This is a genomic window from Hohaiivirga grylli (assembly GCF_039655745.1).
Taxonomy (GTDB): domain Bacteria; phylum Pseudomonadota; class Alphaproteobacteria; order Rhizobiales; family Beijerinckiaceae; genus Hohaiivirga; species Hohaiivirga grylli.
Genome location: NZ_JBBYXI010000003.1, coordinates 1 through 20,897 on the forward strand (window position 1 = coordinate 1; position 20,897 = coordinate 20,897).

18 protein-coding genes, 1 tRNA gene and 1 pseudogene are annotated in these 20,897 nt (G+C 45.1%); 14 read left to right on the top strand and 6 right to left on the bottom strand.

The features are described 5' to 3' along the window. The first annotated feature begins 174 nt into the window (after nt 1-174). The 3 genes from WJT86_RS08165 to WJT86_RS08175 all read left to right on the top strand — a co-directional run bounded on the left by WJT86_RS08165 (nt 175) and on the right by WJT86_RS08175 (nt 1,567). Nucleotides 175-251, top strand: a tRNA-Met gene (locus WJT86_RS08165). A 133-nt stretch (nt 252-384) separates the two neighbouring features. After that, nucleotides 385-813, top strand: coding sequence for a VOC family protein (locus WJT86_RS08170; RefSeq protein WP_346337073.1), 429 nt, complete (start codon nt 385-387; stop codon nt 811-813). A 151-nt stretch (nt 814-964) separates the two neighbouring features. After that, the gene (locus tag WJT86_RS08175; protein ID WP_346337074.1) at nt 965-1,567 is read left to right on the top strand and encodes a LysE/ArgO family amino acid transporter; all 603 of its coding nucleotides are present in this window, start codon (nt 965-967) and stop codon (nt 1,565-1,567) included. A gap of 16 nt (nt 1,568-1,583) precedes the next feature. Here the strand turns inward: WJT86_RS08175 and WJT86_RS08180 are convergent, their stop codons facing one another. Both WJT86_RS08180 and WJT86_RS08185 read right to left on the bottom strand, forming a co-directional pair. Then, nucleotides 1,584-1,904 (bottom strand): DMT family transporter, encoded by a 321-nt coding sequence (locus tag WJT86_RS08180; RefSeq protein ID WP_346337075.1) that lies wholly within the window; start codon nt 1,902-1,904, stop codon nt 1,584-1,586. Nucleotides 1,905-1,906: 2 nt separating this feature from the next. Further along, nucleotides 1,907-2,263, bottom strand: a complete 357-nt coding sequence (locus WJT86_RS08185; protein ID WP_346337076.1) for a DMT family transporter — start codon at nt 2,261-2,263, stop codon at nt 1,907-1,909. 39 nt (nt 2,264-2,302) lie between these two features. Here WJT86_RS08185 and WJT86_RS08190 point away from each other — a divergent pair, with 39 nt between their 5' ends. Further along, nucleotides 2,303-3,331: a LysR family transcriptional regulator gene (locus tag WJT86_RS08190; protein WP_346337077.1), complete on the top strand. Its 1,029-nt coding sequence runs from the start codon at nt 2,303-2,305 to the stop codon at nt 3,329-3,331. 10 nt (nt 3,332-3,341) lie between these two features. Here WJT86_RS08190 and WJT86_RS08195 read toward each other — a convergent pair whose 3' ends face one another. Next, nucleotides 3,342-4,247 carry a LysR family transcriptional regulator gene (locus WJT86_RS08195; RefSeq protein ID WP_346337078.1) on the bottom strand — a complete coding sequence of 302 codons (906 nt, stop codon included), beginning with the start codon at nt 4,245-4,247 and terminating at the stop codon, nt 3,342-3,344. Between the two features lie 97 nt (nt 4,248-4,344). On the opposite strand from WJT86_RS08195, the gene WJT86_RS08200 reads away from it, so the two are divergent. Further along, complete coding sequence (locus WJT86_RS08200) at nt 4,345-5,502, top strand: MFS transporter (RefSeq protein ID WP_346337079.1); 1,158 nt, start codon at nt 4,345-4,347, stop codon at nt 5,500-5,502. A gap of 37 nt (nt 5,503-5,539) precedes the next feature. Here WJT86_RS08200 and WJT86_RS08205 read toward each other — a convergent pair. Further along, nucleotides 5,540-6,271 (bottom strand): annotated as a pseudogene (locus WJT86_RS08205) (NAD-dependent epimerase/dehydratase family protein); the annotation flags it as partial. Nucleotides 6,272-6,313: 42 nt separating this feature from the next. Here WJT86_RS08205 and WJT86_RS08210 point away from each other — a divergent pair. Further along, entirely contained in the window at nt 6,314-6,679 is a 366-nt protein-coding gene (locus tag WJT86_RS08210) for a hypothetical protein (protein WP_346337080.1), read from the top strand. Between the two features lie 7 nt (nt 6,680-6,686). Here the strand turns inward: WJT86_RS08210 and thiM are convergent, their stop codons facing one another. Continuing rightward, a complete protein-coding gene (thiM, locus tag WJT86_RS08215; protein WP_346337081.1) occupies nt 6,687-7,484 on the bottom strand; it encodes a hydroxyethylthiazole kinase in 798 nt (265 codons plus the stop codon). A gap of 248 nt (nt 7,485-7,732) precedes the next feature. Here thiM and WJT86_RS08220 point away from each other — a divergent pair, with 248 nt between their 5' ends. After that, nucleotides 7,733-8,905 (top strand): MFS transporter, encoded by a 1,173-nt coding sequence (locus WJT86_RS08220; RefSeq protein WP_346337082.1) that lies wholly within the window; start codon nt 7,733-7,735, stop codon nt 8,903-8,905. 37 nt (nt 8,906-8,942) lie between these two features. Here WJT86_RS08220 and WJT86_RS08225 read toward each other — a convergent pair whose 3' ends face one another. Further along, entirely contained in the window at nt 8,943-12,173 is a 3,231-nt protein-coding gene (locus WJT86_RS08225; protein ID WP_346337083.1) for a glycosyltransferase, read from the bottom strand. A 264-nt stretch (nt 12,174-12,437) separates the two neighbouring features. Here WJT86_RS08225 and WJT86_RS08230 point away from each other — a divergent pair, with 264 nt between their 5' ends. The 7 genes from WJT86_RS08230 (at nt 12,438) to WJT86_RS08260 (ending at nt 20,618) form a co-directional block, all read left to right on the top strand. Continuing rightward, nucleotides 12,438-13,469, top strand: a complete 1,032-nt coding sequence (locus WJT86_RS08230; RefSeq protein WP_346337084.1) for a glycosyltransferase family 2 protein — start codon at nt 12,438-12,440, stop codon at nt 13,467-13,469. A gap of 175 nt (nt 13,470-13,644) precedes the next feature. Next, nucleotides 13,645-14,706 (top strand): dTDP-glucose 4,6-dehydratase, encoded by a 1,062-nt coding sequence (gene rfbB / locus WJT86_RS08235; protein ID WP_346337085.1) that lies wholly within the window; start codon nt 13,645-13,647, stop codon nt 14,704-14,706. Between the two features lie 20 nt (nt 14,707-14,726). After that, nucleotides 14,727-15,281, top strand: coding sequence for a dTDP-4-dehydrorhamnose 3,5-epimerase (rfbC, locus tag WJT86_RS08240; RefSeq protein WP_346337086.1), 555 nt, complete (start codon nt 14,727-14,729; stop codon nt 15,279-15,281). Nucleotides 15,282-15,299: 18 nt separating this feature from the next. Further along, entirely contained in the window at nt 15,300-16,232 is a 933-nt protein-coding gene (rfbD, locus tag WJT86_RS08245) for a dTDP-4-dehydrorhamnose reductase (RefSeq protein WP_346337087.1), read from the top strand. Nucleotides 16,233-16,257: 25 nt separating this feature from the next. Beyond that, a complete protein-coding gene (gene rfbA, locus WJT86_RS08250) occupies nt 16,258-17,139 on the top strand; it encodes a glucose-1-phosphate thymidylyltransferase RfbA (RefSeq protein ID WP_346337088.1) in 882 nt (293 codons plus the stop codon). Nucleotides 17,140-17,144: 5 nt separating this feature from the next. Beyond that, nucleotides 17,145-18,086, top strand: a complete 942-nt coding sequence (locus WJT86_RS08255; RefSeq protein ID WP_346337089.1) for a glycosyltransferase family 2 protein — start codon at nt 17,145-17,147, stop codon at nt 18,084-18,086. 129 nt (nt 18,087-18,215) lie between these two features. After that, nucleotides 18,216-20,618: a glycosyltransferase gene (locus WJT86_RS08260; RefSeq protein ID WP_346337090.1), complete on the top strand. Its 2,403-nt coding sequence runs from the start codon at nt 18,216-18,218 to the stop codon at nt 20,616-20,618. The last annotated feature ends 279 nt before the right edge of the window (nt 20,619-20,897 follow it).

Sequence of the window (20,897 nt, forward strand, 5' to 3'; positions counted from 1 at the left end):
AACTCGGCCGTTAAATTCCTTAGCGCTGATGGTACTGTGTCTTAAGACCCGGGAGAGTAAGTCATTGCCGGGCCTGCAAAGAACAATCCCTCTTTACATGAATTACAAACATGCGCGGCGTAAGCTACCAAGCTTGACGCCGCGTTTTTGTAACTAAACAAACATATCCTTTGACGCGGGGTGGAGCAGCCCGGTAGCTCGTCAGGCTCATAACCTGAAGGTCGTCAGTTCAAATCTGGCCCCCGCAACCAAACATTAAAAAGCCCCTGAAGCAGATATGCTCAGGGGCTTTTTGTATATGGGATAGGGGTGAGAGTGAGGAAGGGAGAGGAAGGGAGTTAGAAAAAGAAATCTAAGGAACTCGCTTCCGAAGAGGCTGAGGTAATGAAATCGCGCAATAGACAACTCTATCCGGGCGAAAAAGAGCCTCCTGTGAAGGATAAATATAGCCTTATTCTATATGTCGATAATGTCGAAGTCAGTGCCTCTTTTTACAGCTCAATATTGAAGCATGAACCTCTAGAACGGTTTAAAGATTTTGCGGTTTTTGGTCTTCAGGATGGGTTTATCATCGGCTTACAATCGAAACACGCAATTGAGCCCACTCCGCAAAAGTTTGTCGGTGGCTTTGAACTCAGCTATAGCGATGTCACAACGGATGAGGTTGATGATATTTATAAGGAATGGTGTAACTTAGGAATTGAGTTTGCTCTCAAGCCAACAACACTGGAGTTCGGGTATACATTCGTTGCTGTTGACCCTGATGGCCACAGATTGCGAATTTGCGCAACTGATACCTCAAATATCGAGTGATCAGGACTATGTCTGGTAATTTGGGGAACTACTAGTGTTTGAAGCTCAGGGCCTTTTATGAATGTCACTATTTTATGCCAATAAAACCACTGAGCTTCCCTTCTAGCTTGAAACCATTACTCTAGGCATATCCTTCATTGTAGAATTTTCCATGCACGCATATTTCTCAGGTTTTTCAGTTGGTCTTGGTCTGATTGTTGCAATTGGGGCCCAGAATGCTTTCGTGCTTAAACAGGGCTTGAGACGCGAACATGTGTTTGCAATATGCCTGATCTGTGCGGTTTCTGATGCTGCCCTGATTGCTTTTGGGGTGAGTGGGTTTCATGTTCTTGTGAAGCAGGTTCCCTGGATTGTCTCAGTTATGCGTTGGTGCGGGGCTGCTTTTTTGATTTTCTACGGAGCCAGAAGTGCCTTGTCTGCATGGAAAGCTGAGAGCAGTCTGGTTGTTCAGGATAATACAGGAATCTCCCTGCTAAAGGCTGCATCCATCTGCTTGGCACTGACATGGCTTAACCCGCATGTCTATCTGGATACGGTTGTACTGGTTGGCGCAATATCAACTCAGTTTGCTCCTTACCAGTCTGTATTTGGACTAGGAGCTGCAAGCGCTTCTTTCGTATTTTTCTTTTCTCTTGGTTATGGGGCAGCTCTGTTGCGTCCCGTTTTTGCCAGGCCGGCTGCATGGCGTATTCTGGATGCTGTTATCGCCCTCATTATGTGGGCGATTGCATTCCGTCTGCTGATGGGATTGTAGATTAAGTATTGTGGTTTCAGCCAACGGATAAAACCACAACAGCACTTGTGACCAACCCAATGCCAGCCCAACCAATGGGCCGTAGTTTATTGCCAAATATCAGGCGCCCACAAAGAGCAGTACCGGTGACACCAATCGCGCCCCACATGGCATAGGCAATGGCGATATCCATGGTTTTTACAGCCTGACTGAGAATAGCAAATGCTATCCAGATCAGGAAGATACCGGCAATACCCCAGCGTAATTTACGAAAGCCTTGTGATTTCGCGATCATCATATTGGCAAGGATGTCAATAAAGGCAGAACCGGTTACAAATAGGAGTGGTGTGAGTGACATGATTAATGCTCCTCACCCAGTGCGACACAGATGATGCCTGCAACGGCAATCAACAGACCGAAGATTTCCTTTACACTCAGACTTTCCTTGAAAAGGAAAACACCAACCAGTGTGAGTAATGTCAGACCTAGCCCTTCCCAGACAGCATAAGCCACACCGACTGTGATGCGACGAATTGAAAGGGAAAGAAAGTAATAGGAAACAGCCAACGCTACAGCTGTAATCAGATAACTTGTAAACTTACTATTGTTTCGTACGGCATCAGCCATAAAAGATGTGCCAAGAATTTCTGCCAGGATTGCAACAAACAGGCATGACCATGCCGTTACTGTGCCGGTCCTGGAGACCGTCGTAATCATTTTAATCTCCATTTTGAGCTGCGCCCTAGTATGGGGCAAATGCCGGTGCTCTCGGAGTTGTTACTCTTGGAGCAGGGAAGCAGGCAGAGACAGATAGGTCTGATTAAGGCCCGCGGCAGCTATGGCGTGACTATTATAGATTTTTCCGGTAATATCAAAATAGTATCCATTGATGAAATCGATATATTGAAAATGCGTTATGCACCTGAAGCTCTGGAAGCTTTTGTTGAAGCGGCGGCTCTTGGATCTTTCTCCTCTGCGGCTCGTAAGCTTGGAAAGACCCAGTCAACGGTTAGTACGGCTATCGCCAACCTCGAGATTGATCTTGGGCTGACATTATTTAGTCGTGATGGCCGCTATCCCGTGCTGACTGAAGCTGGCCATAAGGTTTTAGGCTATGCGCACGAAATTCTTGCAGCTTCTGATAGGCTTGAGGAACTCAGCATCAGAATGGCCGATGAGGTTGAAGCACGGCTGACAATCGTAATTTCTGATATTTACCAGCTTAATCCCGATCAGGGGATATTACGCCGTTTTGAAAAACGCTTCCCTGATATCGAGTTGGAATATCTGGATGCAGAACGTGCAGATGTTCTTGATCTGTTGCAAACCGGCCGGGCTCAACTGGGGTTGTTGGCGGCCCAAAGTGATTATCCTTCAGATATTATTGCCCGTCGTTTGCCTGAACGTGTTGAGATGGCTGTCTATGTTGGCAGAAAACACCCCTTGGCAGCTATTCCTGAGCTGACGAGTGATCATCTGGCGCGTTACCGCCATATCTATCTCAATACCTATGCTGCGACAGATAAGAAGCCTGGTGGGCTCGTGTGGTCCGCATCTGATTATCTTATGGTACTGGAGATGGCAGAAGAAGGATTTGGCTGGGCCGAGCTCCCTCGTAGTCTTGTGAAGCAATATGGGCGGGGACGATTGGTTGAGTTGAAGCTGAATGGCTGGCCAAGGCCTATTGCTGCGGATGTTGCCTGGTCAAAACATACACCACCTGGCCCAGCCGGTTTCTGGCTTCTGGATCAGTTCGTCAAAGGAATGGTTGATCGCTCGTCATAAATCTATGACTTTATGGTAAGCGGCCCTTCTCCGCCAGAAAATCGAGTAATGCCCTTACACGCGCTGATAATGGCCCGCCCTGACCGATATAGATTGCGTGAAACTCTTCAGAATCTCCGGGGTTCAGGTGGTCAAGAACCGGGATAAGGCGACCGGCTTTAATGTCATCCTTAACGGTGAAATGGGAAAGACGTGCCAAACCATTCCCTGTGAGCACCAGATGGCGAAGGGCCTCTCCATCATTGATCTGAATGTTCCCTGTTATCGGAAGGATAGAGGGCAGCCCATTTTCCAGTAGAGGCCAACCATTGGTTGCACGTGTGTAGCTAAATCCTAGCCGGTTATGGCTTTTAAGATCAGCAATGGTTTCTGGAATACCATGTTGTTTAAGATAAGTAGGGGAGGCAACAATAGTAAAAGTGGTCTCACCGAGCTTGCGAGCAATAAGAGCTGAGCTTTTTAGTGGCCCGGCCCGAACGGCGACATCTGTTCTATCTGCCAGTAGGTCAACGACCGTATCTGTCTGCGCAATGTCCAATGTGATTTCTGGATAACGCTTGAAAAATTCAGGCAGGATGTGAGCCAGAATATGTGTGCCGTATGAAGCATTCGTATTCAGACGTATTCTACCAACAGGCTGGGCACCTATGCTGGCTGTGCGTTCTGCTTCATCAATATCTGCCAGAATATGTGTTGCACGCTTATAGAAATCTCGACCTTCGGGAGTAAGCTGAAAGCGTCTGGTTGAACGATTGAGAAGACGTGTATTCAAACGGGCTTCCAGTCTTGCAATCAGTTTGCTGATCGCCGAGGGAGACATCCGGCATATATTCGCTGCTGATGAAAAATTACCATGCTCAACAACGGTTACGAAGACCTGCATTTCGCCAGAACGGTTAATATCAATACGAGCCATTTGTGCATTCAATTCATAAATGATGTTACTGGATGCAGTCTAGCTCATATAAGGCTGCCGCACTATCTTTCTTTCAGATTTGATAAGGAATGAAAGAATGCCGTTAGCGCTTTATGCTTTGACGGCCGGTGCCTTTGGTATCGGCGTGACTGAATTTGTTATTATGGGATTGTTACTTGAGGTCAGCGCAGATCTGCATATCACAATTGCAACAGCGGGAACTTTGATATCTGGTTATGCACTTGGTGTTGTTGTTGGTGCTCCCGTTTTAACCGTTTTAAGTGGAAGGTGGTCCCGAAAATCGGTTCTGTTGGGATTAATGGCGATATTTACCATTGGTAATGCCGCCTGTGCCATGGCACCAGGATACGGTTGGTTGATGGTAGCCCGGATATTGACAGCCTTAGCGCATGGAACCTTTTTTGGAGTTGGCTCTGTGGTTGCTACGTCGCTCGTCTCCGAAGACAAAAAGGCATCTGCCATTGCCATTATGTTTACCGGACTGACGGTTGCCAATATTCTTGGTGTACCGCTTGGAACGTGGTTGGGGCAGCAGTTTGGATGGCGTGCAACATTTTGGGCTGTCGCCGCAGTGGGCAGTATCGCCTTCATCATCATTAAGACATTGGTTCCGAATGATGATGGACTGACAGAAGCTCCGGACTGGCGTGCCGATGTGCGTGCAACCTTACAGCGTCCGGTTATTCTTGGTTTGCTGACAACTGTTTTTGGCTATGCAGGCGTTTTTACGGTTTTTACCTACATTGCACCACTGCTGACGCAGATCAGTCAATTCAGTGTAAGTGCTGTGTCGCCTATATTGCTTGTTTTTGGGGGAGGTCTGATTGTTGGAAATCTGCTTGGTGGCCGATTGGCAGATCGTAATCTTCTAAGGACAGTTTTTGGAACTCTTGCTGCTCTCAGTATTGTTCTGTTTTTAATGGCAATTGGGTTTCAATCTAAAATATTGGCCGTTGCTCTGGTTGGGCTTCTGGGGATGGCAGGTTTTGCAACCGTTGCACCTTTGCAGATGTGGGTTCTGTCTAAAACTGAAGGAGCAGGCCAAAGTCTGGCGTCCAGTTTTAATATCGCTGCGTTTAATCTAGGCAATGCCATTGGGGCATGGGCTGGTGGTGCTGTCATCGACCATGGCTTGGGTTTAAGCTTTGTACCTGTTGCGGCAGGTGTGTTTCCGGCTATTGCAATTATGGTTGCAGCTCTGAATATTAAAAAGCGCTTACCTGTTACTTGCTAAATCTGGGCTGGCTGAAAAGCCAGCCCTTTTTGATATGTCAATTGATTGGCTTGAGCCATCCCGATTGCTGATACCAGTTCAAGCTATCCTGAATGGTTTCCTGAAGAGGGCGGAATTTTATGCCGAGCTTGCTTGTAGCTTTGCTGCTATCAAAATGTGTTCTGTCCATTTCCCGCGACATTAGTTTGACTGTTGCAAGACTGATCAGGACATGATTTCCGGTTATGCGGGCATAAAACTCATAAGCTATGGCAAAGATATATAATAATGGCAGTGGTATATATCTTTGAGGTGTTGTGATCTTTGCTATTCTCCCAATAACAGGGATAAGGTCCTTCATGACCATATGGCGGCCAGCTACCAGATATTTCTCACCATTGACGTCTGAAGTATGAATTTTATTTGCAGCTGAAATCTGGGCAGTTGCAACATCACGTGCATCAACAACTGAGAAGCTGCCGGGAATAAGTCCGGGAAGACGTTGATTACTGACATCAATCAGTAATTGTCCGGCAGAGGTTGGCCCAATATCTCCAGGGCCCCACATCCATCCTGGTAATACAAAGGCAACTTTCATGTCTTGATGGGTCTGAATAAAATTCTGAATGACTTCATCTGTCAGAATTTTACTGCGGTAGTAATCATCAGCATCGGCAACTTCCCGTGAGCATGTTTCATCAATCAAAGACCCCGCAGGTCCATCAAGAGTAGCGATAGAGGAGGTTTGAATAAAACGCCGAATACCGAGGTTGTAAGCACTTTCGATAAGGTCTGAAGTACCCTAAACATTGATACTATATAGTTCATCCCAATGGTTTCCACCTTTGTAGCTGTCTCTGGGGAAGAGCTTTTTGAACGTTTGGAGAAATGGGTTCAATCTCTTGATGACCAAACAGAATGGGCAACATTAGCAATTGAATTACAATTACATGCTAATCGTAGTCCTGCATTTTCAGAATTGTTTGCAGTTTTTAACAGCAAGCAGCAGGCACAATTCGGCCGTCTGATTGAGGTTCTTTTTGATAAACATGACCTCATTCCACCTGCGCCACCTATCCAGTTAGCTCGTCATTTTATTGCGTTAACGCACGGGCTTGCTATTGAGGAGGGGGGATTAGTCAGTAATGCAATACTTGTTTTCTTGAGGGCACTTATGGCATCAGCCCAGCGCAAGTGAGGCAAAGTTACAGACTTCCAAAGCCGGATATCTCTTGCAGTTGTGTCAATCTATCCAGAAAAGCGACAGAAAAACTGCCCGTACCTTCTGCCTGAAACGCGGCTTCAGAGCCACATTGTGAAAAGGCTGCGAGAGCAGCGATTGTTCCTAGAAACGGATCTTTCGCAACGGCAATATAGGCTGCAATAACGGCGTTTAATGCGCATCCAACGCCTGTTACTTTTGTCATGAGTGGATGGCCACCAGTGATTTTTATGATGCGCTGTCCATCTGTAACATAATCAACCTCACCGCTTACCGCGACAACCGTACCAATATCCTTGGCAAGCTGTTGAGCGGAGTTAAGGGCTTCTTCTGAGCCGGCTTTACTATCAATGCCTTTGAAGGATGTATTGGCTAGGGATGCCAATGACATTATTTCAGAGGCATTCCCGCGGATAACGGCTGGTTTCTCAGCAATGAATTCTGCTGCTATTTTCATACGGAAAGGCAAACCTGCTGTGATAGGGTCAAATACCCAGGGTTTCCCGGCTTTGTTGGCACCGGCAATGGCTTCGCGCATGGCCTGATAACGTGGGGTATCAATTGTGCCGATATTAATCAGCAGGGCGCTGGCAATGGCTGCAAACTCCGCTGTTTCCTCAATAGCTGTGACCATGGCAGGAGAGGCGCCAAGAGCCAGCAGAATATTGGCTGTAAAATTACTGACAACCTGATTGGTCAGGCAGTGTACGAGAGGAGGGGTTTGCCTCGTTTGAAGCGGAAGAGAGCGGATTTGGGAAACTTCAGTTACAGAAAGTGTCATAGCTTCCTCTCAATATATGTTTGCTGTCAGCAAATCTTTTAGAGACCGCTATTATATGGCATATCATGCCAAAGGTGTCACGAATGAAGCTGTTCTCCATTCGCATTAGTTCTTATCCTCATATTACAAAGCAGCATTATATTACGATAGAAAGAAGCATATAGGTAGAATACCCTTAAGCTGATAATCGGTAATCCCTCATGATGCCAGATAAGATATCCCCGGAGCAGAGAACAACGGATGTGCCTATGCTGAGAATAAGCATTGCGCTTTTTCTCGCAGGCTTTGCAACCTTTTCTCTGGTTTATTCAACGCAGCCATTATTGCCGGAGTTTTCCGCTGAGTTTGGCGTTGATCCGGCAACCAGTTCGCTATCTCTGTCGTTAACAACAGGGTTTCTTGCATTCTCAATTTTGTGTTCGGGAGCTTTGTCAGAGACACTTGGCCGGCGCGGATTGATGTTTGCCTCAATCTGTTGTGCTGCTGTTTTGAATTTCATTGCGTCTGTTGCACCAACATGGGAGCTGCTTCTGTTAGCCCGTGCGCTGGTAGGAATTGTCATTGGAGGCGTACCGGCTGTTGCTATGGCCTATCTCGCCGAAGAAATGCCACCATGGCGCCTTGGATTGGCAATGGGGCTATATGTTGCCGGGAATGCATTCGGTGGCATGATTGGGCGTGTCGCCGTTGGGGCCCTGACTGAACATTACTCCTGGCGGACGGCTCTGGAAGTTGTTTCTGTTATTGATTTGATCGTAGCATTCGGCTTTCTGTTGCTTTTGCCGCCCTCTCGAAATTTTATTGCCCAAAAGGGGCTGGGACTGATGTATCATCTGGCCGCATGGAAAGGCCATTTGGGCGATAAGAAGCAGATTCTGTTATTTGTAACGGCGTTTCTTGGGGTTGGTTCATTTGTTACGGTGTATAATTATATGGGATTCCGGCTCTTGGATGCGCCGTTCAACCTGACGCACTCTCAAGTTGGATTAATCTTCTTCTCTTATATTTTCGGAATGCTGGCCTCATCTCTGGCTGGTGGTCTCGCTGATAAACTAGGTCGAGGACCGGTAATGTTAACTGGCTGTATCATCACGCTATGCGGCATTGCATGTACGCTCTCAACCAGTCTCGCATTCATTATTACAGGTATTGCATTCGTCACATTCGGCTTCTTTGCCGTTCATTCCGTTGCCAGCAGTTGGGTTGGAAAGCTTGCAATCAAAAATAAAAGCCATGCGTCATCCCTCTACCTACTCTGCTACTACATCGGCTCCAGCGTGCTAGGCTCCCTAGGCGGCTGGTTCTGGCATTGGGGCGGCTGGAGCGCTGTAGCAGGATTTTGTGGGGCGATGGGAGGGCTAGTTCTGGTTGCAGGTATTATCTTAGCATTTGTAAGAGATGAAACATATAGCTCCTCTTGAATATTCAAAGCCTACAATCCTGCTGTAGGCTTTGTTTTCAAGCACTTAATTTCTTAAGGAAATTTTCTTGGAATTTGGCAATTGAAAGTTTTTCACTATAAACTTTCCGAGCTTCTTTACCAATTTGGATAGTTGCTTCCTTATTTTGGAAAGCAGTTATCATTGTTTCAGCTAGTGAAGCTACATTGTCCGCTTCAAAAAACAAGCATGATTTCTTATCAGTGAATACTGCAGATACGCCGACATTCTTATTAACAATTGCTGGTTTTGCTAATGCTGCGGCCTCAACAGTCGTTAAAGAAAAAGCTTCATCCCGTGAGCAACATACAAGAACATCACTGTGAGAAATAAGGTCGATTGTCTGTTCATGAGAGAGAGAGCCGAGATATTCTATTTCAGGATATCTCGAGATCTTGGTTTCTATCTCTTCCCAGAACTTGAGATTCATATTCCATAGCTTCCCAGCAATTTTAAATTTGCATGACTTTCTAATGTGCTCAGGCAGCATTAAAATAGCATCAACAAAAGTATCTTGTGCTTTTCTTTTCTCAATTGTCCCGATAAGTGAAAAGGTAAATTCCTTATTCTGAGTATTTTTTTGTGGCTTTAAGTCTGGAATACCATTGGCTAGGACTTGAGACTTGTGTTCTTTTGGGATGAAGCTTTTTGCGTATTCACTAACGCAAACTATTTCAATTCTAGACGCCTCAATACCATCAAAAACACTTAAATCTTTTTCTAATGCCCTAGCTTCATGAAGCCACCATATGATGTGTAAATCATCAAGTTTTGTAAGTTGCTGAACTGTCTGGTGCAAAGCGACTGTATTGATAATAACTGTATCAAAGTTCTTAGCAAAACCATTGAACAGGAAGTGATTGTCAGTGATACTTGCGTCAATGATTACTGCAATTCCAGCCTCTTCCAGCTTGGTGCGCAGAGGGCCATCCTGACGTGAGATAACAACTGGAAACCCACCATTGTTCAGTACTGCCAGAGCTGCATAATACAGCATTAATGGTGCCCCAGTTTCGGATAATTCATGCGATACAAATAAGACATCTGGGCCCGAATAGGTTTTGTGGGGATCCAGATGAGATGCATATATTTTGTACTTAAATCTAAAATCTAAGTACAAGGCTTCTTTCATTGTATCGGTAAAATGTGGGTCATGTGATAGATACTTTCCCCATTTTTTTAGGCAGAAGATATCAGCTTTATACTTATTTTTCTTACTTCCCCACGAATGATTTCCGATATGGTATAGCAATGAATGGGGAGTGTAGACACAGCGATAGCCAGCATCAATCAGTTTATAAGTAAGGTCTAAATCTGAATGTCCATCCGGTGTATTGATCGCGTCAAAACCACCAACTTTCAGGAATATATTCTTTCTAAGTGCACAACATGCTCCTGATAAAACAGAGACATTTCGAACATACTTATGCATTGATAGGAAAAAATCATTCGCATCTTTATGGCAATTATTATAGGCAGTGCCACAAAGACCTGGTGTTCCTGAGATCATTCCTGCGTACTGTATAGTATTGTCCTCTCTAATAAGTTTAGGAGAAACACCTTCAACACCAGGAATAAATAGGTATTCAATTAGCTTCTGAAGCCAATTGCTTTCAACTGGGAAGACATCATCATTATAGAAGATGACAATATCACCAGTTGCATCATGCGCGCCTTGGTTGCACTTGTCTGAGAAATTGTATGGCTTGTCGTATGGAGAAAAAACAACTTTTTTATTGTCTTTGAACTCGTCACTTAGCTTTTGGGCTAGCTTAGAATTGCAGACACAAACAATTTCGTAATTGTCAAAATCTGTTTTTTCAAGAATAGAGACGATTGCAAGTTTTAGATTATTATAATCATCTGATGGAATTATTATCGAAGCTTTTATACCTTTGGGAATGTTTAACCGAACATAATTTGCATGTGGTAACGGTATAGCTTCTGCATCAATGTTATGCTGTTCTAAATAGTCATTTAAAGCGGCAATATTGCTAATGCGTGCAAAGTCTTTGCCACCTTCAACTGCCGCTGATCCTGGAATTGCGCGCCACAGATAAAGAATCCGCTCAATATGCACGATATTCTTAGCCTGACTTGTTACGCGCAAAGCAAGGTCATAATCTTGTGAAAAATCGAACTCAGATCTAAAGCCTCCTAATTTTTTGACTAGTGCAGTTCTGTAGACAGTCAAATGTCCGGTCAGCATACCGTTAAATAATATTTCTGGAGACCAGTCCGGTTTGAAAATGAAGTGGAATAATTTCCGTGCCGGTGTGTCATCAATTTTACATTCATCAGAGTAGAGAAAATCAATCTCAGAGTTTTCATTTAGCTTTTTGACTACCCAGAAAAATGCATCTGCTGTAAGCTCATCATCATGATCTACAAGGGCAATAAACTCACCTTGGGTCATTTCCAGCGCTAAATTCGAAGCTTTCGAAATACCACCATTTTTATCTGCAAAATGATATCGAATACGTGAATCGTCTTGAGCAAGTTTTTTCAAAAGTTTACGCTGTTCCGTTTCCGGAGAGCAGTCATCAACCGCACATAATTCCCAATTTGTATAAGTTTGTTCCTGTAAAGACTGTATTGCACGTTCAAGCCATTGAACCGGTGTGTTGTAAACCGGCATAATGATAGAAATTAAGGGTTTATATAAAAACTCCTCTGCAAGTTCTTTTTGGAGATATTGAGGAATTTCTGCTTGCTGCCGATAGAATATCTCCTGTGCTTCATCCTCTGCGATTCCGAAAACAGAAGATGGGATAGGGGAAGGAGCTGTAGCAGATTTATTCATTGCAATATTTCTAAAACCAGACTTGATTCCAGAAAAACCAAATTTTTGATAAAGTTGGACTGCTTTTTTAGAAGTATTTATAATCCCACCACCTTGTTGTAGGGCTGAAGGGATCAGATTTAGAGCATTCTTTATTCTATTAATTTGTCTGAGACTTATTCGAACAGGTGCTAATACGCGCCAGCTTGTCGAGCTATAGAGCGCGTGCAGATGAGCTTGCAGTTCTGTGTTCTTATGGCTCAAATCATCAATAATGAGCAAATATTCTTTTAGCTCATTCTGCATTCTGTCAATGTGTTGTTTATAGCTTTGATTGCGTTTTTCCAGACTCTGAAGAACCAATCTTTGTTGTTGGATATCTCTCTTCAATTTAGCTTTTTCTTCTTCCCCCAGCACGTTAGGAGATGTTTTTTTATTTTGTGCTAAATTTGGAAATTTTTTATTCATATTAAACAAAGCCTTTAACAAATTTATATTCTGTGTCGCTTCCTTAGGAAATATATCTTGGAATCACACTTTCTATAGAGTAAATGCAATATTAGTTTTGATCTCATATGTGCCTATATGTTGCCCCCCTTGCTGAAGAGCAGAAAAGTTAAAAAATATAATGTGGAGATTGTTATCTTCGGTTTTGAATAGGTCTAATCTATGTTGTCATTTCGTATGGGTTCAGATAATTAGAAAGCTGGAGTTTATGTACTTGGAATGGTTATGGCTAAAGCGACTAAAAGTATAGTTACAATAATACCGTATTATAATGGTTCCAAAACTATCGAGCAAGCGGTTCAAAGCGCTCTAGGTCAAACTGTTGTACCTGATGAATTAATAGTTGTGAATGACGGTTCCCGTAAAGAAGAGGCGGACTTTCTTCATAAGTTGGCGAAGAAACTTAAGTTTCGGGTAATAGATCAGGAAAATGGCGGGCAGGGGGCAGCCCGTAATGCTGGCGTTGCTGCTTCAAAATCAGATTATGTATGCTTTCTTGATCAGGATGACTTTTATCTGAAAAATCATAATGAACTTTTGTTGGGTGCGATTCCGGATGATGACCCCCACTTTGGTTGGGCTTATGGTGATGTTTGTGAGGCTGATGGGAATGGTAATCTCATAAGTACTTCTATGATCAAGGATTTTAGTAAGCATCCTAAAACAAATATCATGGAAATGCTTAAGGGGGATTTATTTATCCTGCCAACAGCTTCAATCATTTCACGAGAAGCTTATGAAGCCGTTGGCGGCTTTGATCCTCAATTTACAGGTTATGAGGATGATGATCTCTTTGTACGGATTTTCCGCAAGGGGTTCACAAATTACTATTTGGATCGTGCTGTATCAGTCTGGTGTATCCACGGGGAAAGCACTTCATATAGTATCAAAATGGCGCAGAGCCGTTTTCGGTATTTCAAGAAGTTGGTTGAAAGTTTTCCTGATGAACCGCTTCGGGATCGGTACTATCTGAGACAGTGCCTCTATCCCCGTTTTAATGAACTTGTTGCTGTCGACGCCTATCGGTCCCTGCTTGAAATGAATCCTGAGCGGGATGGTGTTCTGGCTGCTAACAAATCTGAGACTATGAGAATTTTAAGTGAATTTACAGACATTTGTCTCAAAAACGATAACCTTCTGCCGCGTCAGAGAAAGCGCCTGGCGTTGCAGAAGTTTGTTTTATTAAAGAATTCACGCTTTCTGGCGAAGTGGGCGTTACGGGCCATGCGGCTCGCACGTTTTTCTGTTCGGCATTAAGCCAATAAGCTGAGTTCGTGTTAAAAGGCCTTTTCCTCGCGGGAAGGGCCTTTTCGCTTTTAAAGGCACGATAGTTGAAGCTTGGAAGTTTTTAGACTATTCAGCTATATAACAAGGCATAAAGTATGTGATTTCGCTTTATGAAATCACATCCAGCACGAGATAATACAGGATCATGAAGAAACGTTTTTTAGTTACCGGCGGTGCCGGGTTTATCGGGTCGGCTGTTGTTCGGCGTCTGATTGAGAACAGTGAGCATGAAGTCATCATTTTTGATGCCCTGACTTATGCTGGCAATCTGGACAGCCTTGATCCGGTGGCTGATGATCCGCGCTATACCTTTGTGAAAGGCGATATTCGTGAAGCAGAGCAGGTACGCTCTGCTCTTGAAACCCACAAGCCGGATGTTGTGATGCATCTGGCGGCAGAGAGCCATGTGGATCGCTCCATTGATGGGCCACGGGTTTTTATTGAGACGAACGTTCTCGGTACATTCACGATGCTGCAGGAAAGCCTGCGGTACTGGCGGTCTCTGGATGGTGAAAAAGCCAAGACCTTTCGTTTTCATCATATTTCAACCGATGAAGTCTTTGGCTCTCTTGGGGCAACAGGCATGTTCTCTGAGGAGACGGCTTATGATCCGCGTTCGCCATATTCATCTTCAAAGGCATCTTCGGACCATCTCGTCCGGGCCTGGTTCCATACGTATGGATTGCCGGTTGTTGTCACCAATTGCTCAAACAATTATGGGCCTTACCATTTCCCTGAAAAGCTCATTCCGCTGATGATCCTGAATGCGCTTGAAGGCAAGCCTTTGCCTGTTTATGGCAATGGTGAAAACGTGCGTGACTGGCTCTATGTTGATGACCATGCCGATGCGCTCATTCTGGTTGCCGAAAAGGCAGCTGTCGGTGAGACTTATGCTATTGGCGGGCATAATGAACGTCAGAATATTGATGTTGTGAAAACAGTTTGTGCGCTGGTTGATAAATATGCACCAGATGCATCTATTGGTCCGCGTGAAAAGCTCATAACCTATGTTACAGATCGCCCGGGGCATGATGCCCGGTATGCGATTGATGCGGCAAAGATTGAACGTGATCTTGGGTGGAAACCAGCCGAAACATTCGAGAGCGGTCTTGAAAAGACTGTTCGCTGGTATCTTGAAAACCGTAACTGGTGGGAACGTGTTCGCAGTGGTGGTTATCAGGGTGAGCGCCTTGGCGTAAATGCATAGTAAGCTACGGATAAGATACAATGATTGAAATTGAAAAGACGGCTCTTGATGGGGTTATTGTCATCACCCCTCGTCGCTTTGGTGATGCAAGAGGGTGGTTTAGCGAAACCTGGAATGATGCCCGTCTGCGTGAAGTTGGCTTGGATTTAAATTTTATTCAGGACAATCAGTCTTATTCTGCTCCTCGCGGGACATTGCGTGGTTTGCATTTTCAGACAAACCCGGTCGCGCAGGATAAGCTTGTCCGTGTTGTTCGCGGTGCTATCATTGATGTGGCTGTGGATCTGCGGAAAGCTTCTCCAACATTTGGCAAGCACGTTGCGGTTGAACTGACCGCTGAGAATGGGAAGCAGCTTCTGGTTCCGAAGGGCTTCGCTCATGGGTTTATTACAACCGTTCCGGATACCGAGGTTTTTTATAAAGTAACAGCGCCTTATTCTCCCGAGAATGATAAAGGGTTGGCTTTTAATGATCCGGCTCTTGGAATTGACTGGGGAATGCCAGAGAGTGAACTAACCTTGTCAGACAAGGATAAGTTACATCCTGTATTGGCTGATCTGCCTGATTATTTCTAAAAGGGTTTGGAGCTTTTTATGAACGCACATGCTTTAAAGATATTTGTGATTGGGGCAGGTGGTCAGCTATCAACGGCCCTTGAGGAGCGCGCAGAGCAGCATGGTACGACTGTCGCTTTGCTGGGATATCCTGAACTGGATCTGTCTGCTTCCCCAGAGCTTGTTGAGACGCAGATATTCAAAGCGGTATCGGCTTTTGGGGCCCAGATTTTAGTTAATGCTGCCGCCTATACGGCCGTTGATAAGGCGGAAGATGAGCCTGAATTGGCTCAGGCAATCAATGGTGTTGCTCCGGGCATTATCGCGCAGGTTGCTGCGAGACTTTCTATTCCTTGCATTCATGTCTCGACAGATTATGTTTTTGACGGAACAGCCGAAGGCTACCGCAAGGAAGATGATCCAACATCTCCACTGGGGGTCTATGGGCAGACAAAGCTGTCCGGTGAAATGGCTGTTGCAGCTGCGACAACTGATCATGCTATCTTGCGGACAGCATGGGTTTATGCACCATTCGGAGCAAACTTCGTCAAGACGATGCTGAGATTGGCATCAGAAGGTCGTACTGAGCTTGGCGTGGTTGCCGATCAATATGGCTGTCCCACATCTGTTCTTGATATTGCTGATGCGATTTTTAAGGTTGCCTCTAATCTGAATGCAAAACCAGATGATGCAACCTTACGCGGAATCTTCCATCTGGTTGGTGCCGGTGAGGCAAACTGGGCTGAATTTGCCCGCGCCATTTTTGCAGGAGCTACTCTTCGTGGAGCGCCTTCTGCTGCGGTTAAAGATTTGACATCTGCTGAATATCCCACAAAGGCGAAGCGCCCATTTAATTCCCGACTGGATACTTCAAAAATCAAACACATACACAATGTGACGATGCCAGATTGGAAGTTGTCGCTTGATATTGTATTAGATCGGCTCATTGGTTCAAAAAAGTCCGCTTCATAATAGTGGCGTTATTCTGGAGATACAGATGAAGGGTATTATCCTTGCTGGTGGAAGCGGTACGCGTCTGCACCCGATGACATTGACTGCTTCAAAGCAGTTGTTGCCGGTTTATGATAAGCCAATGATTTACTACCCGCTAAGCACTCTGATGCTGGCTGGTATTCGTGATATTCTGATTATTTCAACACCTCATGACCTACCTCGCTTCAAGGCTTTGCTGGGAAGCGGTGAAAAGTGGGGCCTTAAGCTCAGTTATGCTGAGCAGCCAAGTCCGGATGGACTGGCTCAGGCCTATATTATCGGTGAAGAATTCGTAGCAGGCGAGCCATCGGCGCTCATCCTCGGGGATAATCTGTTCTATGGCCATAATCTGGATAAGCTTCTGGCCAATGCAGTTGCCAGGACAGAAGGGGCAAGCGTTTTTGCCTATCATGTTTCTGATCCTGAGCGTTATGGTGTTGTTGATTTTGATGACAATGGCAATGCGACTTCCATTGAAGAGAAGCCTGCTCAGCCAAAATCAAACTGGGCTGTGACTGGCCTGTATTTTTATGATGGACAGGCATCTGCGATTGCTAAAAAGTTGAAGCCTTCACCTCGTGGTGAGCTTGAAATTACAGATCTCAATCGCGTTTATCTTGAAAGTGGCAATCTCTCCGTTGAATGTATGGGGCGCGGATTTGCCTGGCTTGATACAGGTACACCGGATTCCCTGCTTGAAGCTTCTGAGTTTGTGCAAACGCTTGAACGCCGTCAGGGCTTTAAGATTGCCTGCCCGGAAGAAATTGCCTTCCATAAAGGCTTTATTGAGCGGGATCACCTGCGTGAGCTTGGTCGCGAGCTTGGTAAGAGCACATATGGCATTTATCTGCAGCGTATTGCGGATAATACCGGCTTCAAGATCTGACAGGTATGCCAAGCAAAGGCGCAGAAAAGATATGTGTTTGCCTGTGCACCTATAATGGGGAGCACTATCTTGATGCGCAGTTGCAGTCTCTCGTGCAACAAACAGACCAGAATTTTTCAGTTCTGGTCTCGGATGATGCTTCCACGGATGGCACATTGAAGGTGCTGGAAGCATATCATAGTCAGCAAAAATTACCTTTATCGGTTCGACAGGGGCCCCGGTCAGGGGTGACTGCTAATTTTCTCTCGTTCTTTTCAGAGAAAAATGAGCAGGCAACTTTCTTCGCATTCTGTGATCAGGATGATATCTGGAAAGCTGATAAGCTTGAAAGAGCGCGGCGCTGGTTGTCATCTGTCCCAGAGAATGTCCCCGCTCTCTATGGCTCGAGAGTGCGGTTGATTGATGCTGAGGGGCATCCTTTCGGTACAACTGTCCAACCTTCAAAACCACTAGTTTTTGCCAATGCTTTGATACAGAATTTTACAAGCGGTAACACGATGGTTTTCAATCGGGCCGCTTATGAACTTGTTCAGAAATCTTTGCAAACGCAGCCGGCAGGCTTGATACCGATCCATGACTGGTGGGTTTATCTTATTGTGTCTGGTGCGGGTGGGGAGGTTTATTGCGATGATTATGAAAGCCTTGATTATCGCCAACATGCTTCAAACCTGATTGGTGCGAAAACCGGGTTCTTCGCGCTTCGCGGGCAATTAGACCGCCTTTTGGGTGGGCAGACACAGGCGTGGCTTGGCAGAAACTTGCAAGCTTTAGAAAATAGCATTGATTTATTGTCTGAAGATAATCGGGCGTTGTTTCTATCATTTAAGCAAGCACGAAGCTCATCTTTCTTTTCCCGTTTGCGCTATAGCCTGCAGATGAAAGTTTATCGGCAGGGCCGTGTCGGTCAGGTTGGCATGCTTATTGCCTTTATTCTTGGAAAGCTTTGATCATTTCCTTTGCGGTTTGGGGATGATGCATTCATTGGTTCAGCTTCGCATATTGTTTGTGCTATAGCTCCAGCGAAGATTTTCTAATGACCGGATTCTGTTTCGTATCTGGGGTTAAAGTAACAGGCCATGACTTCTGAAAAGAAACCAACCAGAAAAGCTGCTGCTTCCAAAAAGCGCTCTTCCGTTCATGTTGAACAGCAGGGCTTTCTTTTCCGTCAGGATGTTGCTGTCAGTACTGAAGAGCAAATAAAAAACTATGTAGCTCAGGCTGAGAAAGATAAGGCCAAGATTGCAGAGCTGACCAAAAAAAATCAGATACTGACCAGTCAGCTTATCAATAAATCGCTTGAGAAATCTGTCCTGGAAACCAGTACAAGCTGGCGGATGACGGCACCTTTCCGCAAGCTGCTGACACGGTTTCCGGCTCTGCGAAAAATCGTGCGGGCAATTTTGCGCAAACTGTACCGTTTGGCTCTCATCCTCCGCTCCAAACTGCGAGGTAGCTCCAAAGTTGCCAATGATCGCAGAGTGTTGAGAACGGATTACCAGCCGCTGGTTTCTGTCATTATTCCGAATTTCAATCATGCGCGATTTTTATCTCAGCGTCTCGATTGTATTATCAATCAAAGCTATAAGAATATTGAGATTATCGTTCTGGATGACACATCAACCGATAATAGTCTTGAGGTTATCGGAGAGTATCAGAAAAAATATTCTTCTCTTATTACACTGATTGCCAATGAGCATAACTCCGGCAACATCTTTAAGCAGTGGCGTAAAGGTATCGAGCAGGCAAGCGGAGAGCTGATCTGGATCTGTGAGAGCGATGATTTTGCTGATCCTGAGTTTTTGAAGAATACTGTTTCTGAGTTCGCTGATGATGCTGTTATGATGGCATTCGGGAAAATTCAGTTTGCTCGCGAAGATGGTACTCCATATGAAGGCCTTGATGCTTATCGGGAACGAGCAGAGGCCGGTATCTGGCAGAACCGTCTGGTACGCCCTGCCAAAGCCTGGTTTGACAATGCTTTTGGCGTCTCTAATGTTATTGCCAATGTGGGTGGTTGTCTGATCCGTAAGCAGCCTGTTGAAGATACCATCTGGAAAGAGGCAACGTCGTACCGTGTTCTGGGTGACTGGTATCTTTATCTGATGCTGGCTCGCGGCGGGAAGATTGCCTATGTCCCTGAAGCTGTCAGCTATTTCAGACAGCATACATCCAATACGTCTGTTTCATCATTCTCAAAGCCTGAGTATTACAAAGAGCATGAGCGCTTACTCTGTCGATTGAGAGAAGAGTGGGATATCCCGCTTGAAACGGCTGTGAAGTTTCAGCAAAACGTTATCGCTTTGTTCAATGCAAATAATCAGGCAGGTCAACTCGGATCGCTGTCTGGGATATTTGATACTGAGAAGCCTATGATGGTTCGTCATAAGGCGAGACATATCCTTGTGGGCTCTCTTGGCTTTTATACTGGGGGTGGGGAAATCGTGGCCCTCCATCTTGCAAATAGTCTGGTTGAGAAAGGGTATCGTGTCTCTTTTCTCTGTCTCAAGAGAGAAGGAGAAAATCAGGCAATTCGTAGTCAGCTTGACCCACGTATTGCCATCTATGAAGCGGATGAGGTGCGGAACAAAAGTGCGACGCGCTTCCTGTCAGAGGCTGGAATTGATCTGATTCATACGCATTTTTATCTGGTTGAACGCTTGTTCTTCTATGAAGCTGGTGAAATGCCAGATGTTCCGTATGTGGTTACATTGCATGGCTCATACGAGACAGCCCCGGTTGATCGCGGTTTCTTTAATACTGTTGCAGAAAAGGTCAGTCACTGGGTCTATTTGACTGATCGTAATCTGAAACATCTTGAATATCTGCCGGCAGAAAAGAAGGCGCATATTGCAGCCACACAAATGCCGAATGGAATGCCGATTGATCCTGATGATTTTTATCTTTCGCGGGCCGATCTTGGTATTGGCTTAGAGGATTTTGTCTTTGCAATTGTATCCCGGGCTTTGCCAGAAAAAGGCTGGGAGATTGCTATCAAAGCCTTAGAGCATGCTCAGGCCAGAACAGAGCGCCGTCTGGTTCTCCTTTTGTGTGGGAATGGTGATGAAGCTGATCGCCTCAGTTCACTTTACGCGTCTAATGAAAACGTAAAATTTCTCGGGTTTCAGAAACAGGTTCAGGGAATTTACCGTCTGTCTGACTGTGCTTTACTGCCAACCCGTTTTCCCGGTGAATCTTTCCCCTTGACGCTTATACAGGCGATGCAGGTCGGTAAACCTGTTATCGCAACAGATATTGGCGAGATTGCTTCAATGCTACATGAGGGGGAAGAGCAGGCAGGCATGACTGTGCAGCTGCTGCAAGATGATGATGCCTTTATCTCTGAGGTTTCAGAGGCAATGTTGGCTGTTCTTGATGAGGCAGCATATTCTGCTTTTGCAAAGGGAGCCCAGAGCTGCGGTGAAACCTATTGCATGGATAAAATTACTGACAGCTATATCAAGCTATATGGACTTCAGTAAACTTATCAAAAATCTTAACTTAAAAATCTGATGTCATTGCTGATTTAATTAATTCTTGAGATGAAACGCTGCTCGTGGGTGTTTTGGAAACATCAGCAGTGACATATTACTGCCGTCTAGCCAAAGAATGGACAATGCAGCATCTGACCGTACGCAGGGTAGTGGAGTCATGAGGCTTAGGGTGTTCGTTTGGTGAATACTTATAGGTTGTGAAAAAAACTTTAATCAACAGATTAAATACTGCTGAAATTGGTAGAATTTTATTCCTTTCAGCATGTT

Excerpts from the sequence above, each read along its gene's own strand:
- rfbA (WP_346337088.1), top strand. The coding sequence starts at position 16,258 with ATGAAGGGTATTATCCTTGCTGGTGGAAGCGGTACGCGTCTGCACCCG.
- rfbC (WP_346337086.1), top strand. The coding sequence starts at position 14,727 with ATGATTGAAATTGAAAAGACGGCTCTTGATGGGGTTATTGTCATCACC.
- WJT86_RS08260 (WP_346337090.1), top strand. The coding sequence starts at position 18,216 with ATGACTTCTGAAAAGAAACCAACCAGAAAAGCTGCTGCTTCCAAAAAG.
- WJT86_RS08190 (WP_346337077.1), top strand. The coding sequence starts at position 2,303 with ATGCCGGTGCTCTCGGAGTTGTTACTCTTGGAGCAGGGAAGCAGGCAG.
- WJT86_RS08200 (WP_346337079.1), top strand. The coding sequence starts at position 4,345 with ATGCCGTTAGCGCTTTATGCTTTGACGGCCGGTGCCTTTGGTATCGGC.
- WJT86_RS08195 (WP_346337078.1), bottom strand. The coding sequence starts at position 4,247 with ATGGCTCGTATTGATATTAACCGTTCTGGCGAAATGCAGGTCTTCGTA.
- WJT86_RS08175 (WP_346337074.1), top strand. The coding sequence starts at position 965 with ATGCACGCATATTTCTCAGGTTTTTCAGTTGGTCTTGGTCTGATTGTT.
- WJT86_RS08185 (WP_346337076.1), bottom strand. The coding sequence starts at position 2,263 with ATGATTACGACGGTCTCCAGGACCGGCACAGTAACGGCATGGTCATGC.
- WJT86_RS08210 (WP_346337080.1), top strand. The coding sequence starts at position 6,314 with ATGGTTTCCACCTTTGTAGCTGTCTCTGGGGAAGAGCTTTTTGAACGT.
- WJT86_RS08180 (WP_346337075.1), bottom strand. The coding sequence starts at position 1,904 with ATGTCACTCACACCACTCCTATTTGTAACCGGTTCTGCCTTTATTGAC.
- thiM (WP_346337081.1), bottom strand. The coding sequence starts at position 7,484 with ATGACACTTTCTGTAACTGAAGTTTCCCAAATCCGCTCTCTTCCGCTT.
- rfbB (WP_346337085.1), top strand. The coding sequence starts at position 13,645 with ATGAAGAAACGTTTTTTAGTTACCGGCGGTGCCGGGTTTATCGGGTCG.
- WJT86_RS08170 (WP_346337073.1), top strand. The coding sequence starts at position 385 with ATGAAATCGCGCAATAGACAACTCTATCCGGGCGAAAAAGAGCCTCCT.
- WJT86_RS08220 (WP_346337082.1), top strand. The coding sequence starts at position 7,733 with ATGCTGAGAATAAGCATTGCGCTTTTTCTCGCAGGCTTTGCAACCTTT.
- WJT86_RS08230 (WP_346337084.1), top strand. The coding sequence starts at position 12,438 with ATGGCTAAAGCGACTAAAAGTATAGTTACAATAATACCGTATTATAAT.
- WJT86_RS08225 (WP_346337083.1), bottom strand. The coding sequence starts at position 12,173 with ATGAATAAAAAATTTCCAAATTTAGCACAAAATAAAAAAACATCTCCT.
- rfbD (WP_346337087.1), top strand. The coding sequence starts at position 15,300 with ATGAACGCACATGCTTTAAAGATATTTGTGATTGGGGCAGGTGGTCAG.
- WJT86_RS08255 (WP_346337089.1), top strand. The coding sequence starts at position 17,145 with ATGCCAAGCAAAGGCGCAGAAAAGATATGTGTTTGCCTGTGCACCTAT.